The 17,256-nt window shown below is 70.8% G+C and carries 13 protein-coding genes; 8 read left to right on the top strand and 5 right to left on the bottom strand.

Annotation, left to right across the window (positions count from 1 at the left end; genetic code table 11):
- Positions 1-49 precede the first annotated feature (49 nt).
- Complete coding sequence (locus tag ABD366_RS33810; protein WP_324772211.1) at positions 50-1,939, top strand: AMP-dependent synthetase/ligase; 1,890 nt, start codon at positions 50-52, stop codon at positions 1,937-1,939.
- 21 nt (positions 1,940-1,960) lie between these two features.
- Here the strand turns inward: ABD366_RS33810 and ABD366_RS33805 are convergent, their stop codons facing one another.
- Positions 1,961-2,542 (bottom strand): response regulator, encoded by a 582-nt coding sequence (locus ABD366_RS33805; RefSeq protein WP_324772212.1) that lies wholly within the window; start codon positions 2,540-2,542, stop codon positions 1,961-1,963.
- 18 nt (positions 2,543-2,560) lie between these two features.
- Entirely contained in the window at positions 2,561-6,715 is a 4,155-nt protein-coding gene (locus ABD366_RS33800) for a HAMP domain-containing protein (RefSeq protein WP_324772213.1), read from the bottom strand.
- A 101-nt stretch (positions 6,716-6,816) separates the two neighbouring features.
- On the opposite strand from ABD366_RS33800, the gene ABD366_RS33795 reads away from it, so the two are divergent.
- Positions 6,817-8,775: a SpoIIE family protein phosphatase gene (locus tag ABD366_RS33795; RefSeq protein WP_411293807.1), complete on the top strand. Its 1,959-nt coding sequence runs from the start codon at positions 6,817-6,819 to the stop codon at positions 8,773-8,775.
- Positions 8,776-8,814: 39 nt separating this feature from the next.
- Positions 8,815-10,047: a radical SAM family heme chaperone HemW gene (gene hemW, locus ABD366_RS33790; RefSeq protein WP_324772215.1), complete on the top strand. Its 1,233-nt coding sequence runs from the start codon at positions 8,815-8,817 to the stop codon at positions 10,045-10,047.
- Between the two features lie 146 nt (positions 10,048-10,193).
- Here the strand turns inward: hemW and ABD366_RS33785 are convergent, their stop codons facing one another.
- Together ABD366_RS33785 and ABD366_RS33780 are read right to left on the bottom strand one after the other, a co-directional pair.
- The gene (locus ABD366_RS33785) at positions 10,194-11,018 is read right to left on the bottom strand and encodes a DUF3097 domain-containing protein (RefSeq protein WP_324772216.1); all 825 of its coding nucleotides are present in this window, start codon (positions 11,016-11,018) and stop codon (positions 10,194-10,196) included.
- A 34-nt stretch (positions 11,019-11,052) separates the two neighbouring features.
- Complete coding sequence (locus tag ABD366_RS33780; RefSeq protein ID WP_324772217.1) at positions 11,053-11,874, bottom strand: MBL fold metallo-hydrolase; 822 nt, start codon at positions 11,872-11,874, stop codon at positions 11,053-11,055.
- 141 nt (positions 11,875-12,015) lie between these two features.
- Here ABD366_RS33780 and hrcA point away from each other — a divergent pair, with 141 nt between their 5' ends.
- The 4 genes from hrcA (at position 12,016) to ABD366_RS33760 (ending at position 16,077) form a co-directional block, all read left to right on the top strand.
- Entirely contained in the window at positions 12,016-13,032 is a 1,017-nt protein-coding gene (gene hrcA / locus ABD366_RS33775; protein WP_324772218.1) for a heat-inducible transcriptional repressor HrcA, read from the top strand.
- Entirely contained in the window at positions 13,033-14,169 is a 1,137-nt protein-coding gene (gene dnaJ / locus ABD366_RS33770; RefSeq protein ID WP_324772219.1) for a molecular chaperone DnaJ, read from the top strand. It abuts the gene before it with no gap.
- 91 nt (positions 14,170-14,260) lie between these two features.
- Positions 14,261-15,334 (top strand): nitronate monooxygenase, encoded by a 1,074-nt coding sequence (locus tag ABD366_RS33765; protein WP_324772220.1) that lies wholly within the window; start codon positions 14,261-14,263, stop codon positions 15,332-15,334.
- Positions 15,331-16,077 (top strand): 16S rRNA (uracil(1498)-N(3))-methyltransferase, encoded by a 747-nt coding sequence (locus tag ABD366_RS33760; protein WP_324772221.1) that lies wholly within the window; start codon positions 15,331-15,333, stop codon positions 16,075-16,077. Before ABD366_RS33765 ends, ABD366_RS33760 begins: the two co-directional genes overlap by 4 nt.
- Here ABD366_RS33760 and ABD366_RS33755 read toward each other — a convergent pair.
- Entirely contained in the window at positions 16,074-16,457 is a 384-nt protein-coding gene (locus tag ABD366_RS33755; RefSeq protein ID WP_324772222.1) for a hypothetical protein, read from the bottom strand. The genes ABD366_RS33760 and ABD366_RS33755 overlap by 4 nt on opposite strands.
- Before the next feature lie 134 nt (positions 16,458-16,591).
- Between ABD366_RS33755 and ABD366_RS33750 the strand changes: the two genes are divergently transcribed.
- Positions 16,592-17,248: a hypothetical protein gene (locus tag ABD366_RS33750; RefSeq protein ID WP_324772223.1), complete on the top strand. Its 657-nt coding sequence runs from the start codon at positions 16,592-16,594 to the stop codon at positions 17,246-17,248.
- The last annotated feature ends 8 nt before the right edge of the window (positions 17,249-17,256 follow it).

Here is a 17,256-nt window from a genome sequence, read left to right as displayed (position 1 = left end):
GCCAGTTAAACAAGCCGCGTTTCAACAGTCGCGGGCCCCGGAGGACGTCGTGAGCGACACACAGACCCTGATCGAGAACCGGCCGCCCTCCGTGGCGTCTCTCTTCCTGGAGCGCGTGGCGGCTACACCGGATGCCGAGGCCTACCGCTACCCGGTACCGGCGCCCTCCGGTACGGGCCCCGACGACTGGAAGTCGCTGAGCTGGGCGGGGGCCGCGCAGCGGGTCTACGCCATCGCCGCCGGCCTCTCGGAGCTGGGGATAAAGGCCGAGGAGAGGGTGGCGCTCGCCTCGTCGACGCGGGTCGAGTGGATCCTCGCCGACCTCGGCATCATGTGCGCGGGCGCGGCGACCACGACCGTCTACCCGCAGACCAACGCGGACGAGTCGGCGTTCATCCTGGCCGACTCCGAGTCGAAGGTGCTCATCGCCGAGGACGCCGCGCAGCTCGCCAAGGCGCGCGAGCGGCGGGCCGAGCTGACCGAGCTGCGGCATGTCGTGGTGATCGACGCGACCGGAGTCGAGCCCGACGCCGCCGACCCCGACGGCTGGCTGGTCACCCTGGAAGACCTGGAGGCGCGCGGCGCCGCGTACCTGGAGAAGAACCCGGACGTCGTCAAGGACCGCGTCGCGGCGATCGGCAAGGATCAGCTCGCCACCCTCATCTACACCTCCGGAACGACCGGCCGGCCCAAGGGCGTGCGCCTCCCGCACGACAACTGGTCGTACCTGGCGAAGGCCATGGCCGCGACCGGACTCCTCGGCCCGGACGACGTCCAGTACCTGTGGCTGCCGCTCGCGCACGTCTTCGGCAAGGTGCTGATCAGCGGCCAGATCGAGGTCGGGCACGTGACGGCGGTCGACGGACGCGTCGACAAGATCATCGAGAATCTGCCGATCGTGCAGCCGACGTACATGGCGGCCGTGCCGCGCATCTTCGAGAAGGTCTACAACGGGGTCGCGGCCAAGGCCCGGGCCGGTGGCAGCGCCAAGTTCAAGATCTTCCAGTGGGCTGCCGGGGTCGCCCGCGAGTACGCGAAGGTCAGCCAGGACAACTTCCGGCGTACGGGCGTCGCCTCGGTGCCGTTCGCGCTCGCCTCCAAGCACAAGGCCGCCGACCGGCTCGTCTACGGCAAGCTGCGCGAGGCGTTCGGCGGGCGGCTGCGGGCCTGCATCTCCGGCTCCGCCGCGCTCGCCCCCGACATCGGCTACTTCTTCGCCGGCGCGGGCGTCCACATCCTGGAGGGGTACGGCCTCACCGAGTCGTCGGCCGCGTCCTTCGTCAACCCGGGAGAGGCGTACCGCACCGGCACGGTCGGCAAGCCGCTGCCCGGCACCGAGGTGCGCATCGCGGACGACGGGGAGATCCTGCTGCGCGGCCCCGGCATCATGGAGGGCTACCACAAGCTGCCCGAGAAGACCGCCGAGGTGCTGGAGAGCGACGGCTGGTTCCACACCGGCGACATCGGTGAGCTCTCCGTCGACGGCTATCTGCGGATCACCGACCGCAAGAAGGACCTGATCAAGACGTCGGGCGGCAAGTACATCGCGCCGGCCGAGGTCGAGGGCCAGTTCAAGGCCGTCTGCCCGTACCTCTCCAACATCCTGGTGCACGGCGCGAACCGGAACTTCTGCACCGCGCTCATCGCACTCGACGAGCCGGCCATCCTGGAGTGGGCCAAGGAGAACGGCCTCGGAGGCAAGTCCTACGCGGAGGTCGTCGCCGCCCCCGCGACGGTGCAGCTCATCGACGGCTACGTACGCGAGCTGAACGAGGGCCTGCAGCGCTGGCAGACCATCAAGAAGTTCAAGCTGCTGCCGCGGGATCTCGACGTGGAGCACGGCGAGCTGACGCCCAGCCTGAAGCTGAAGCGGCCCGTCGTCGAGCGGGAGTACAAGGAACTGCTCGAAGAGATGTACGCCGGATCCCGCGAAGGTTAGCCAGACTTTGGGGCGCCCCGCTCAGGGGCGCCTCATCGTGCGCAGGGTCGCCTCCATCCGCGTGAGGTGATGACGCAGTTCCCGTACGTCGGGGTCGGCCGCCTCCGACAGTTGGTGCTCTATCGAGGTCATCCGGGACGTCAGCGCGTCGAACTGCTGCTGCTCGCGGGCCAGCAGCCGCTCCAGCTGCTGGGTCTTGCGGTGCAGATCGAGGAAGACCGTCACCTTCGCGCGCAGCACCCAGGGGTCGAAGGGCTTGGTCAGGTAGTCGGCCGCGCCCGTCGCGTAGCCGCGGAAGGCGAATCCGGCGTCGTCGGAGTCCGTGCCCGTCAGGAAGATGATCGGGACGTCCTTCGTCTGGTCCAGGCGCTTGATGTTCGTGGCCGTCTCGAAGCCGTCCATGCCCGGCATCCGGATGTCGAGCAGGACGACGGCGAAGCGCCTGCGGAGCAGTGCCTTCATCGCCTCCTCTCCCGAACGGGCCCTGACCAGCGGCTCGTTGAGCGATCCGAGGACGGCTTCCAGCGCGACGAGGTTGTCCTCCATGTCATCGACCAGGAGGATGCTCGCCTGCTGATCCGAAGTGAGCTCTGCAGTGGTCATGATCATGATGCCGGTCCCTCATTCGATGGTCGGCGGGGCGACGGGCCCATTCTCGTCCTCCCGCCCGTCCGATGCGGTGGGTTCGTCCGTGTCGACGGCCTCAGGGGCCAAGAGGTCGCACACGACAGTCAGCAACTGATCGACGTCCACCGGTTTGGGTACGTAGTCGTTCGCACCCTTGGCGATCGATTTCTCGCGGTCGCCGGGCATGGCCTTGGCGGTGAGGGCCACGATCGGCAGCCCTGCCCACCGAGTGGTCCCGCGGATGACGGAGATCGTCTCGTAACCGTCCATCTCCGGCATCATGATGTCCATCAGGACGAGTTCGATGTCGGGGTTGCGCTCGAGGGTCTCGATGCCCTCCCGCCCGTTCTCCGCGTACAGCACGGGCATGCCGACGCGGCCGAGTACATGGGTGAGCGCGAACACGTTACGGATGTCGTCGTCGACGATGAGGACGCGGCGGCCGGGCAGCACCTGGCCCGCGAGTCCGGTCTTCCACTGCTCCAGCTTGGTCGGCGTGGGCCAGTTGTCCTCCTGGTCGTGGATCGTGTACGCGTCCGCGGAGTCGTCGTGCTGCACGGGGATGAGCGGTGGCGGGCTGGTCTCGAGCTGGTCGGCCGCCGGCTCGTGACCGGGATAGACCACGGGCACGTACAGCGTGAACGTGGAGCCCTCGCCCGGCTCGCTCTCGGCGATGATGCGGCCGCCGAGCAGCCCGGCGATCTCCCGGCTGATGGACAGGCCCAGACCCGTGCCGCCGTACTTGCGGTTGGTGGTGCCGTCGGCCTGCTGGAACGCCTCGAAGATGACGGGGAGTTTGTCGCGGGCGATGCCGATGCCGGTGTCGGAGACGGCGAAGGCGATCAGGTCCTCGCTCTCGCGCACGAACTGGTGCTCCGGGTCCTTGACCCGCTTGACCCGCAGCTCGACCTTGCCGTTCGCGGTGAACTTGATCGCGTTCGACAGCAGGTTGCGCAGGATCTGCTGGAGGCGCTGTTCGTCGGAGAAGACCTCGCGCGGCACGTCCTCGCCGACCGCCACCTCGAAGGCGAGGCCCCGGTCGAGGGTGATGGGCCGGAACGTGGCGTGGACGTAGTCGAGCAGCTTGATGAGGGGGAGCTTCTTGGGGCGTACGTCCATGCGGCCGGCCTCGATCTTCGACAGGTCGAGGATGTCGTTGATGAGCTGGAGCAGGTCGGAGCCGGAGCGGTGGATCGTCGTCGCGAACTGCACCTCCTGGTCGTTGAGGTGGCCGTCCGGGTTGTCGGAGAGCAGCCGGGCCAGGATGAGCAGCGAGTTGAGCGGGGTGCGCAGCTCGTGCGACATGTTCGCCAGGAACTCCGACTTGTACTGGGAGCTGGTCGCAAGGAGGGCGGCCTTCTCCTCCAGCTCGGCGTTCGAGCGCTGCAACTCGCCCTGCTGACGCTGGAGTTCGTCCGAGCGCTCCTGGAGCTGGGTCGCCAGGCGCTGGGACTCGCCGAGCAGGGACTCGGTGCGGGAGTTGGCGATGATGGTGTTGATCGCGACGCCGATCGTGTTCACGAACTGGTCGAAGAAGGCCAGGTGGACGTCGGAGAAGCGGGAGAAGGACGCCAGCTCGATGACGCCGAGGAGCTTGTCCTCGAAGAGGATCGGGATGATGACGACGGAGGCCGGAGCGGCTTCCCCCAGACCGCTGTTGATCTTGATGTAGTCCGGTGGCGCCTCCTCCACCAGGATGCGCTTCTTCTCCAGGGCGGCCTGCCGTACGAGGCCGTGGACCGGCATGCCCCCCGTGTCGACGACCGAGGCGGCCGCCGAGGCGTACGCCGCGATGTAGGCAAGCCCCTTGGTGGGCAGCGCCGTGCGGATCGGGGTGTCGCCCTCGTCCGGCTCGGCCAGGAAGAAGGCGCCGTACTGCGCGTTCACCAGCGGCGTCAGCTCGCGCAGGATCAGGTCCGCGACCTCCATCAGGTCCCGGTGACCCTGCATCAGGGCCGCGAGCCGCGCCAGGTTCGACTCCAGCCAGTCCTTCGCGCGGGTCGTCTCGCGGAGGTTGGCCACCATCAGGTTGATGTTGTCCTTCAGCTCCGCGACCTCGCCCTGCGTCTCCACCGTGATGGAGCGGGACATGTCGCCCGAGGTCACCGCGGACGCCACCTCGGCGATGGCGCGGACCTGCGTGGTCAGGTTCGAGGCCAGCTCGTTCACGTTCGTCGTCAGACGCTTCCAGGTGCCGTAGACACCCTCCACCCGCGCCTGGCCGCCGAGCTGCCCCTCCGAGCCGACCTCGCGGGCCACGCGCGTGACCTCGGAGGAGAAGGACGACAGGGTGTCCACCATCGTGTTGATGGTCGTCTTCAGTTCCAGGATCTCGCCGCGCGCGTCGACGTCGATCTTCTTGGAGAGGTCGCCCTGCGCGACCGCCGTGGCGACCTGCGCGATGTTGCGGACCTGCGAGGTCAGGTTGTCCGCCATGTAGTTGACGTTGTCGGTGAGGTCCTTCCAGACGCCCGAGACGCCGTGCACGGTCGCGCGCCCGCCGAGACGGCCGTCCGTGCCGACCTCACGGGCCACCCGCGTGACCTCGTCGGCGAAGCCGCGGAGCTGCTCCACCATCGTGTTGACGGTGTCCTTCAGCTCCAGGATCTCGCCGCGCGCGTCGACCGAGATCTTCTTGGAGAGGTCGCCCTGCGCCACCGCGGTCGTGACCTGCGCGATGTTGCGTACCTGGGAGGTGAGGTTCGACGCCATGAAGTTGACGTTGTCGGTGAGGTCCTTCCAGACACCGGACACGCCGCGCACCTGCGCCTGCCCGCCCAGGTTCCCCTCGGTGCCCACCTCACGGGCCACACGCGTGACCTCGTCGGCGAAGGCCGAGAGCTGGTCCACCATCGTGTTGATCGTCGACTTGAGTTCGAGGATCTCGCCCTTGGCCTCGACCGTGATCTTCTTGCCGAGGTCGCCCTGCGCCACCGCCGTGGACACGAGGGCGATGTTGCGCACCTGCGACGTCAGGTTGTCCGCCATGAAGTTGACGTTGTCGGTGAGGTCCTTCCAGACGCCCGAGACGCCGCGGACCTGGGCGCGACCGCCGAGCTGGCCCTCGGTGCCGACCTCGCGGGCCACGCGTGTGACCTCGTCGGCGAAGGCGGAGAGCTGGTCGACCATCGTGTTGATCGTCGACTTGAGTTCGAGGATCTCGCCCTGCGCGTCGACCATGATCTTCTGGCTCAGGTCGCCGTTGGCCACCGCCGTCGTGACCTGCGCGATGTTGCGTACCTGGGAGGTGAGGTTCGACGCCATGAAGTTGACGTTGTCGGTGAGGTCCTTCCAGACGCCCGAGACGCCGCGGACCTGGGCGCGACCGCCGAGCTGGCCCTCGGTGCCGACCTCGCGGGCCACACGTGTGACCTCGTCGGCGAACGCGGAGAGCTGGTCGACCATCGTGTTCACGGTCAGCTTCAGCTCGAGCAGCTCACCCGTCGCCTCGATCGTGACGGTACGGGTCAGGTCGCCCCGGGCCACCGCGGTCGTCACGAGGGCGATGTCCCGCACCTGAGCGGTCAGCCGCGACGCCATGGTGTTGACCGCCTCGGTCACGTCCCGCCAACTGCCCGAGAGCCCCTGCGCCTTGGCGCGACCGCCGAGCCGGCCCTCGGTGCCGACCTCGCGGGCCACCCGCGTCACCTCGCCCGTGAAGAGGGACAGCTGGTCCACCATCTTGTTGACGGCGCGGCCCAACCGGCGCAGATCTCCCCGGAGTTGACGGTTCCCGTCGTGCAGATCGACCCGCTGCGTCAAGTCACCGCCCGCTACCGCGTCGAGCACCCGCGTGGCGTTGGCCGCCGGGGCGACGAGGGCGCCGATGATGGTGTTGACGTCATGAATGCGGGTCGCCCACGCGCCCTGCCCCGGGCTCGCCTCGAGCCGCTCGTCGAGCCGGCCGTGCCGCACGATCTCCCGGCGGACCCGGGTGAGTTCGCAGTTGTAATGCACACTGCGGTCTATGAGCTGGTTGAAGACCGCCGCCAGCTCACCCACCATCCCTTCCCCGCCGTCGGGCAGGCGGGTGAAGTTCCCGTCGCGGGCGGCCGAGAGCGCGGCCAGCAGAGGACGGAGATCGGGGGGACGGATCGCATCGTCCGCGAGTCCGTTCGGATGCACACGCATAGCACTGTTCTCACTCATGGCGGCCCACTTCGGTAACTCGGTGCTTATGGGCGTGGTCAGTCTGTCACTCTGTTCGTGTCGCCTGAGGCGTCTTTGCCCGAACTGCTCAGGAGCCGAACGTGGGGCCCATTCCGATCCAGCGGGAAACCACCTTCAGCGACGGGGACGTGACGGACCATCCGCAAGCCGGACCGGTCCTGGTCCGAACCTCGCTGCCGGGGAACCCTCTCGCGCCCGCGGCCGCCCGCCGCTTCGCACGGGCCGCGTTCACCGACTGGACCGCGAAGGCCGTGCCCGGCTCCGCCGGCCTCAGCGACCGGCTGACCGACGACACGGTCGTCGCCCTGAGTGAGCTCGTCACCAACGCGGTGGTGCACGCCGGCACCAGCGTCGACCTGCTCTGCCGCCTCGAAGAGGCCGCCGTCGACGGCACGCCCGGCGGAGTCGTCATCGAGGTCACCGACCACCACCCTGCCCGCGCCGTGCGCAGCCGGCAGAACTCCCGCCCGTCCGAGCTCCCCGAGTTCGGCCGCGGTCTCCACCTCGTCGCGTCCCTCGCCGAGGCCTGGGGGATCACCTACCGCCCCGGCACCAAGACGGTGTGGGCCCGGTTGCCCGCCGAGGCCGCAGAGGTCGCGAGCGACACCTCCGTACAGTCCGCCGTACGCGCCCTGGAGCGCGGCCTGCGCACCGGAGACCTCCTCGCCCCGATGCCCAAACGCGTGCCCCAGGACCGCGACTGGGTCAACCGCGGCGCGCTCTCCTTCCTCGCCGAGGCCTCCGACCTGCTCGCGGGCCAGCTCGACGAGGACATGGTCGCCGCGCTCGTCGGCCAGCTCCTCGTGCCCCGCCTCGCCGACTGGTGCGCGATCTGGCTCTACGACGAAGAGGGCCGCGGCCTGCCCGGCACCGCGGACCACGATCTGCGCGGCGGCACCGACCCCATGCCCGCGCCCCGCCTCGCCCGCGTCTGGCACAGCCACGAGAACCGCACCGAGGAGCTACGCCGGATCCTGGAGAAGGAACCGCCACGTCTGCCCGATGCCGTACGGACGGCGGCCGTCCCCGTGCCCTGGCCGTTCGAGACCCAGGGCGGCACCGGCGCGGACGACGCCGGCTCCGCACTCGCCTACCGGCTCATGGTCGGCGGCCGCAGCCTCGGCATCCTCCTCATCGGGCGGGCGAACCTGCTCCGCTTCCCCGACGAGGTGACCGGACTCGTCGAGGACTTCAGCCGCCGGGTCGCCCTCGCCGTCAGCGCGGCCCGCCGCTTCACCCGGCAGGCCACCATCAGCCGCATCCTCCAGCGCGGCCTGCTGCCGACCGCCATCGCCGAGATCCCCGGCGTGCAGAGCGCCCTCGTGTACGAGCCGAAGGAGGCGGGCGGCCCCGGCGGCGACTTCTACGACGTCTTCCCCGCCGGTGACGACCGCTGGTGCTTCGCACTCGGCGACATCCAGGGCAAGGGCCCCGAGGCCGCCGTCGTGATCGGCCTAGTCAGGCCCTGGCTGCGCCTCCTCGCCCGGGAGGGATACCCGGTCGCCCAGGTCCTGGACCGGCTCAACCGGCTGCTCCTCGACGACGCCACCGAGGCCGCCGACGCCGCCGCCCGCGCCCTCGCCGCCGCCGGCGGCCAGGGCATCCCGCCCGAGGGCTCCAGCTCCCGCTTCCTCTCCCTCCTCTACGGCGAGCTGACCCCGTCCGGCGACGGGAGCGGAGTCATGTGCACCCTCGCCTCCGCCGGACATCCGCTGCCTCTGCTGATGCGGCCCGGCGGCGAGGTCGTCTCGGCGGCCGTCCCGCAGGTCCTGCTCGGCGTCGTCGAGGACCCGGACTACACGAGCGAGACGTTCGAGCTGCTCAGGGGAGACACCCTGCTGTGCGTCACGGACGGGGTGACCGAGCGCCGCTCCGGGCGCCGCCAGTTCGACGACGAGGACGGGCTCGCGCACGCCCTGACCGGATGCGCGGGCCTGACGGCGCAGCTCCTCGCCGAGCGCATCCGGCGCCTCGTGCACGCCTTCGCGGACGGCCCGCCGGACGACGATCTGGCGCTGCTCGTCCTCCAGGCGCTGTGACCGTGCGGGTGATCGCGCCGGACGCGGGACAATGGGGGCATGCCTTCCGCACTCCCCGATGGTGAGCCCGTGCCCGACGACGGGTCACTGCCCGCCTCCGCGCTCGCCGGCGCCGCCGCCCGGCCCCTCGGCTTCTACCTGCACGTCCCGTACTGCGCCACACGCTGCGGCTACTGCGACTTCAACACGTACACGGCGACCGAGCTGCGCGGCACCGGCGGCGTGCTCGCCTCGCGGGACAACTACGCCGAGACCCTGATCGAGGAGGTCCGGCTCGCCCGCAAGGTGCTCGGCGACGACCCCCGGCCGGTGCGGACCGTGTTCGTCGGCGGCGGTACGCCGACGCTGCTGCCCGCCGCAGACCTCGTGACGATGCTGGGGGCGATCCGGGACGAGTTCGGGCTCGCGGACGACGCGGAGGTGACGACCGAGGCGAACCCCGAGTCCGTGGACCCGGCCTATCTGGCGGAGCTGCGGGCCGGGGGCTTCAACCGGGTGTCGTTCGGGATGCAGAGCGCGAAGCAGCACGTGCTGAAGGTCCTTGACCGTACGCACACCCCCGGGCGGCCCGAGGCGTGCGTCGCCGAGGCGCGGGCGGCCGGGTTCGAGCACGTGAACCTGGACCTGATCTACGGCACGCCCGGTGAGAGCGACGACGACTGGCGGGCCTCGCTCGACGCCGCGCTGGCCGCCGGCCCCGACCACGTATCCGCGTACGCGCTGATCGTCGAGGAGGGCACGCAGCTCGCCCGGCGGATCCGGCGGGGCGAGGTGCCGATGACCGACGACGACGTGCACGCGGACCGGTATCTGATCGCCGAGGAAGCGTTCGCCGCCGCCGGGTTCGAGTGGTACGAGGTGTCCAACTGGGCGACCTCCGAAGCGGCCCGCTGCCTGCACAACGAGCTGTACTGGCGCGGGGCCGACTGGTGGGGCGCCGGGCCCGGGGCGCACTCGCACGTGGGCGGGGTGCGGTGGTGGAACGTGAAGCACCCCGGGGCGTATGCCGCTGCGCTGGCCGGGGGGAGGTCGCCGGGGGCGGGGCGGGAAGTCCTGGCGGACGAGGACCGGCGGGTCGAGCGGATCCTGCTGGAGCTCAGGCTCCGCGACGGGTGCCCGCTGTCGTTGCTGAAGCCCGATGGTGCGGTTGCTGCGCGGAAGGCGCTGGACGCCGGGCTGCTGGAGGCGGGGCCCTTCGGGGAGGGGCGGGCCGTTCTGACGCTGCGGGGTCGGTTGCTGGCCGATGGGGTTGTGCGGGACCTGGTCGACTGAGGGTCACCTCGAAGCCCGCTTCGGCCACCTCAAGCCCCTCCGGCGATTGAGGAGCGGGGGCTGGGGCGGAGCCCCGGGGCTGGGGATCGTCGCCGGGTGCGGGCTCGTCGTGGCTGGTCGCGCAGTTCCCCGCGCCCCTGGCCGGGTTATGCCTCCGGGGTCGTCACGAAGTCGATGAGTTCTTCTACTCGGCCCAGGAGCTCGGGTTCCAGGTCCTTGTAGGAGTGGACCCGGGACAGGATGTGCTGCCAGGCCTCACCCGTGTTGGCGACGCGCCAGCCGAGGGCCCGGCACACGCCCGTCTTCCAGTCCTGCCCGTGCGGGATCCGCGGCCACGCCTCGATGCCGAGGGAGGACGGCTTCACCGCCTCCCAGATGTCGATGTACGGGTGGCCGACGACCAGCGCGTGCTCGCTCGTGACCGACCGGGCGATGCGGTACTCCTTCGTACCGGGGACCAAGTGGTCGACCAGGACGCCGAGGCGCGCGTCGGGGCCCGGGTCGAATTCCGCCACGATCGCCGGGAGGTCGTCGACGCCCTCCAGGAACTCCACCGCCACGCCCTCGATGCGCAGGTCGTCGCCCCAGACCCGCTCGATGAGCTGGGCGTCGTGCTTGCCCTCCACGTAGATGCGGCCCGCACGCGCGACCCGGGCGCGGGCACCCGGGACCGCGACCGAGCCGGACGCCGTACGGGTGGGGCGCGCGGGGCCGCCGGCCGAGGGACGGACCAGCGTGACGACCTTGCCCTCGAGGAGGAAACCGCGGGGTTCCATCGGGAACGCACGGTGCTTGCCGAAGCGGTCCTCCAGGGTCACCGTCGGACCCTGCGCCGTCTTCTCGACGCGCACGACCGCTCCGCAGAAGCCCGTCGCGACCTCCTCGACGACGAGGTCGAACTCGGCCGGGATCTCGGGAACGGTCTTGTTCCGCTTCCACGGGGGCGTGAGGTCCGGGGTGTACTGGCGCATTCGGCCGACGATAAGAGAAGCGCCCTCGTACGGACTACGACACGCCGAATCTCGCCGCCAGTGTGGCGCGCTGCTCACGGACAAACGCCGCATTCACCGTCGATCCGTGCCCGGGAACGTAGCGTGCGTCCTCGCCGCCGAGGGACAGCAGCCGGTCGAGGGCGGCGGGCCACTGGTGCGGGGCCGCGTCCGTTCCCGCCTGGGGTTCGCCCGACTCCTCGACCAGATCGCCGCAGAAGACGATCTCCGGGCCCGAGGACGGCCCGGACACCAGGACGGCGAGATCGTGGCCGCTGTGCCCCGGCCCGACGTTCGCGAGCAGCACCTGCACGCCTCCGCCCAGGTCGAGGGTGCGCTCGCCGCAGACCCGGTGGCGCGGGGTGACGAGGAGTTCGGCCGCCTCGGACGCCGCCTCGGGGCCGAGCCCGTGACGTACGGCATCGGCGCGCAGCGCGTCGGCGCCGTCCGCGAACACGGTGTCGATGCCCGCCGCCCCGAACACCTCGACGCCCGCGAACGCGGCCGTGCCGAGCACATGGTCGAAGTGCGGATGGGTCAGCGCGATGTGCGTCACCCTCCCCGGCGTCCCCGGCGTCCCCGGCGTCCCCGGCGTCCCCGGCGTCCCCGGCGTCCCCGGTGTACCCAGCAGGCGGCGGGTCTCGGTGCGCAGCCGGACGCCTTCACGCAGTGAGGATCCCGTGTCGATCAGGAGGGCCGCTTCGTCGCCCACGACGAGCCCGGTCGTACAGTCCCAGCCGGGCAGCCGGACGCGGCCCACCCGCGGTGCCAGTTCTTCCCAGCCGGCCGATCCCCAGTCGATCCCCGCCGGGTTCGCCGCGCTCGCGGTGCTTTTCATGAGGTCGACGCTAGCGGCCTTGCCTGGCCCGTACCCACCGGCCGTACACTGAGCCGGGGACGATTGGCACTCGCGCCCAGTGAGTGCCAAAACGGAAAGATCGCGACGATCTCAGAGACAGTTGCTGGAGGTGTGCGCCCGATGCTCAGTGAACGCAGGCTCGAAGTGCTGCGCGCCATCGTCCAGGACTACGTCGGCACCGAGGAGCCCGTCGGCTCCAAGGCGCTGACCGAGCGGCACAGCCTGGGCGTCTCACCGGCGACCGTGCGCAACGACATGGCCGCCCTGGAGGACGAGGGGTTCATCGCCCAGCCGCACACCAGCGCCGGGCGCATCCCCACGGACAAGGGGTACCGCCTCTTCGTCGACAAGCTCACCGCGGTGAAGCCGATGACGGCGCCGGAGCGGCGCGCCATCCAGAACTTCCTGGAGGGCGCCGTCGACCTCGACGACGTCGTCGGACGGACCGTGCGGCTGCTCGCGCAGCTCACACGGCAGGTCGCGGTCGTCCAGTACCCGTCCCTGACCCGGTCCACCGTGCGCCATGTCGAGCTGCTCGCGCTCGCGCCCGCCCGTCTGATGCTCGTACTGATCACGGACACCGGGCGCGTGGAGCAGCGGATGATCGACTGCCCGGCGCCGTTCGGCGAATCGTCTCTGGCGGATCTGCGGGCCCGGCTCAACAGCCGCGTCGCGGGCCGTCGGTTCGCCGACGTGCCGCAGCTGGTGCAGGACCTCCCCGAGGCCTTCGAGGCGGAGGACCGGGGCACGGTCACGACGGTGCTCTCCACGCTTCTGGAGACGCTCGTCGAGGAGACCGAGGAGCGGCTGATGATCGGCGGCACCGCCAATCTCACCCGCTTCGGACATGACTTTCCCCTCACCATCCGGCCCGTCCTCGAGGCGCTCGAGGAGCAGGTCGTTCTCCTCAAGTTGCTTGGTGAGGTGGGGGATTCGGGCATGGCCGTACGGATCGGTCACGAGAACGCCCATGAGGGACTCAACTCCACGTCCGTCGTGTCGGTCGGCTACGGTTCGGGCGGCGAGGCAGTTGCCAAGCTCGGCGTGGTCGGCCCGACCCGCATGGATTACCCGGGAACGATGGGAGCAGTACGCGCAGTGGCACGTTACGTCGGACAGATCCTGGCGGAGTCGTAAGTGGCCACGGACTACTACGCCGTACTCGGCGTGCGCCGCGACGCTTCCCAGGACGAAATCAAGAAGGCCTTCCGAAGGCTCGCTCGTGAGCTTCACCCGGACGTGAATCCGGATCCGAAGACGCAGGAGCGGTTCAAGGAGATCAACGCCGCCTACGAGGTGCTCTCCGACCCGCAGAAGAAGCAGGTCTACGACCTCGGGGGCGACCCCCTGTCGCAGGCGGGCGGAGGCGGCGCGGGCGGCTTCGGAGCCGGTGGCTTCGGCAACTTCTCGGACATCATGGACGCGTTCTTCGGAACCGCGTCGCAGCGTGGCCCCCGGTCGCGCACGCGCCGCGGCCAGGACGCCATGATCCGGCTCGAGATCGAGCTGGACGAGGCCGCCTTCGGCACCACCAAGGACATACAGGTCGACACGGCTGTCGTCTGTACGACGTGCAGCGGTGAGGGCGCGGCGCCCGGGACCTCCGCCCAGACCTGCGACATGTGTCGCGGGCGCGGCGAGGTCTCGCAGGTCACGCGGTCCTTCCTCGGCCAGGTCATGACCTCGCGGCCGTGCCCGCAGTGCCAGGGCTTCGGCACCGTCGTGCCGACGCCGTGCCCCGAGTGCGCCGGTGACGGCCGCATCCGGTCGCGGCGCACGCTGACGGTGAAGATCCCGGCCGGTGTGGACAACGGGACGCGGATCCAGCTCGCGGGCGAGGGCGAGGTCGGCCCCGGCGGCGGCCCCGCCGGTGACCTCTACGTCGAGATCCACGAGCTGCCGCACCCCGTCTTCCAGCGGCGCGGCGACGATCTGCACTGCACGGTGACCATCCCGATGACGGCGGCGGCCCTCGGCACGAAGGTGCCGCTGGAGACGCTCGACGGCATGGAGGAGGTCGACATCCGGCCCGGCACCCAGTCCGGCCAGTCGGTCCCGCTGCACGGGCGCGGCATCACGCACCTGCGGGGCGGCGGCCGCGGCGACCTCATCGTGCACGTCGAGGTCATGACGCCGCAGAAGCTCGAACCCGAGCAGGAGCGCCTGCTCCGCGAACTCGCCAAACTGCGCGGCGAGGAACGCCCCACGGGCCAGTTCCAGCCGGGGCAGCAGGGGCTGTTCTCGCGGTTGAAGGATGCGTTCAACGGGCGGTGACGTTTGAGGGTGTGCCACCCCGGTCGGGGTGGCACATGCCAGGCCGAGCCGCCGATTCGGCCGTCTGACGCGTACGTGGCACGATGCGCTCATGCCCCTCGCGCTGACAGATATCTGCCCCTGTTTGATCGTGCAGGCCCCCATGGCGGGGGGCGCGTCCTGTCCCGCGCTCGTCGCCGCCGTGTCCGACGCGGGCGGGCTCGGTTTCCTCGCCGCCGGGTACAAGACGGCCGACGGGATGTACCAGGAGATCAAGCAGGTGCGCGGGCTGACGGGACGGCCCTTCGGCGTCAATCTGTTCATGCCGCAGCACGAGCACGCGGATCCCGCCGCGGTCGATGTCTACCGCCACCAGCTCGCCGGTGAGGCCGGCTGGTACCAGACGCCGCTCGGCGACCCCGACAGCGGGAGCGACGACGGCTACGACGCCAAGCTCGCCATCCTCCTCGACGACCCGGTGCCGCTGGTCACCTTCACGTTCGGCTGCCCCACGCCCGAGGTGACCGACGCGCTGCGCAAGGCGGGCACCCTCACCGCCGTCACCGTGACGACCGTGGAGGAGGCGCTCGCCGCGCAGCGGTCCGGCGCCGACGCCGTGTGCGTCCAGGGCATCGAGGCCGGCGGCCACCAGGGAACGCACCGGGACAACCCCGAGGCCGACGGCAGCGGCGTAGGACTGCTCGCGCTGATCGCACAGGTACGGGAAGCGGTCCAGCTGCCCATCATCGCGGCCGGCGGGATCATGCGGGGCGCGCAGATAGCCGCCGTACTCGCGGCCGGGGCCGATCTCGCCCAGCTGGGCACGGCGTTCCTCGTGACGCCGGAGTCGGGTGCGCCCGCGCTGCACAAGCAGGCCATGACCGATCCGCTGTTCACCCGGACCGAGCTGACCCGGGCGTTCTCGGGGCGGCCCGCGCGCGGGCTCGTCAACCGCTTCATGCGCGAGCACGGCCCGTACGCGCCCGCCGCCTACCCGGAGGTCCACCACATGACGTCGCCGGTCCGCAAGGCCGCCGCCAAGGCCGGTGACCCGCAGGCCATGGCGCTGTGGGCGGGGCAGGGGCACCGCCTCGCCCGGGAGCTGCCCGCCGGGCAGCTCGTCGAGGTCCTCGCCGCCGAACTCGTCGCCGCCAAGGCCACGCTCGGGCAGCGGGGTGCCGCGTGACCGCGCCGGTGTTCGTGGTCGAGGGCCCCGTGCCGGGCGACCGCACCTACGTACTGGACGGCGCCGAGGGCAGGCACGCCGTCTCGGTGAAGCGGCTGCGGGCCGGGGAGCCCCTCGTACTGACGGACGGGCTCGGCGCGTGGAGCGAGGCCGTCGTCGCCGCGGCCGAGGGCAAGGACCGCCTCGTCGTCGAGGCCGGGCCGGTGCGCACCGAGCCCGAGGAAGGGCCCCGGATCACCGTGGTGCAGGCGCTGCCCAAGGGGGACCGCGGGGAGCTGGCCGTGGAGACCATGACCGAGACGGGCGTCGACGCGATCGTGCCGTGGGCCGCGTCGCGGTGCATCACGCAGTGGCGCGGCGAGCGCGGCGCCAAGGCGCTCGGCAAATGGCGGGCCACCGCGCGCGAGGCGGGGAAGCAGTCGCGCCGGGTCCGCTTCCCCGATGTCGCGGACGCGGCGTCCACCAAGGAGGTCGCGGCGCTGCTCGCCGCGGCGGACCTGGCTGTCGTCCTGCACGAGGACCGGGACGCGGCGAGTGCCGCGCTGGCCTCCGCGCCGCTCCCGGCGGCCGGGGAGATCGTGCTCGTCGTCGGACCCGAGGGCGGGGTGTCACCGGAGGAACTCGCGGTGTTCGAGGCCGCCGGGGCAAAGGCGTTCCGGCTCGGACGCAGCGTCTTGCGGACATCGACGGCAGGAACGGCGGCGGTGGCCCTGCTCCTCGGCCGCTCCGGCCGCTGGGGCTAGGACGGGCCCTGGGCAGGCTCTGTCACGGCGTCGAAAAGTGGCCAGGCATCCACCTCCGTGGTGCCCGGCCCAGCGGGGAACAGGCCGCGCGCGAGCGCCTCGTCGAGCAATGCCCGTACGGTGCCCGGCTCGTGGAGGTTCAGATACACCTGGTCCGGCATCCGCAGGGCCGCGCCCGAGTCGAAGAAGCAGTCGGAGATGACCCGGTCGTCGGCCGGACGGAACACCAGGCACAAGCGGGCACGCGAACCGTGGCGCCAGAGCGTGAGCGTGCTGCGGCAGCCCGGGTGACCCCGCGTCCGGTCGTGGCGGTGCGCGAAGCACCAGCCGTACACCCTGTCGTGCACGACCAGCCGGCGGATCCTGCGTCTGCTCCCCATCACGGCAGCGTAGAAGGCGCCCACGACGGCAGCTCGAACAGGCCCTCGCACAGTGGCTGCAACGGCTCTACCGATGGGGTGGCGAGGGTGGGATCCTGCCGACCATGGGGGATATGAGGCGGATCAGGAATGGTTTGCGAAGGTCGCGGACTTCGCGCGTACTGGCCGCGGGCGGCGTCGTCGCCGTAGTGGTCGCCACGGCCGTGGCGTGTCAGCCGACCGACGGTGAACTCAACACGGTCACCGTCGCCACCACCACCGACCAACTGGTCACCGAGGAACTGAACCGGACACACGCCGACGTCGCCTGGCTCGACTGCACCGCCACCTATAGCGGCACCTCCACGTCCGCGGGCGGCACGTCGCCGAGCGAGGTGAAGGTGGACTGCCACGGAGAGACCAGGGACGGCAAGGAGATCACGGTCCAGGGGTGGGTGTACGGGGTCGTCCCCGACAGGTGCGTGCGCGGTACGACGATCGCGCGCGTCGACAACAAGGTGTGGTTCAAATACCAGGTCCTCGGCAACTGTGCCGCGACGACCACCCCGGAGCCCACCTACGACGAGCCCCAAAACCCCGCGTCGCCGGAGCCACCGCAAGAGTCCTGGCACGAGCCCACCTATGAGCCTTCCGACGAGCCGTCGCACGAGCCGACCTACGAGCCTTCCGACGAGCCCACGTACGACGAGCCGCAGCCCGGCACCACGGAGACCGTGACGGAGACCGTGACCGTCCCCGAACCGGAGCCCACGTGCTCCTGCTCCGAGGGAAATGAGGGAGGCACGAAGTGATCGAAGGG

It is taken from the genome of Streptomyces kunmingensis (assembly GCF_039533535.1).
Taxonomy (GTDB): Bacteria; Actinomycetota; Actinomycetes; order Streptomycetales; family Streptomycetaceae; genus Streptomyces; species Streptomyces kunmingensis.
The sequence above is the reverse complement of the archived record's forward strand: the minus strand, read 5'-3'. Positions and strand labels throughout refer to the sequence as shown.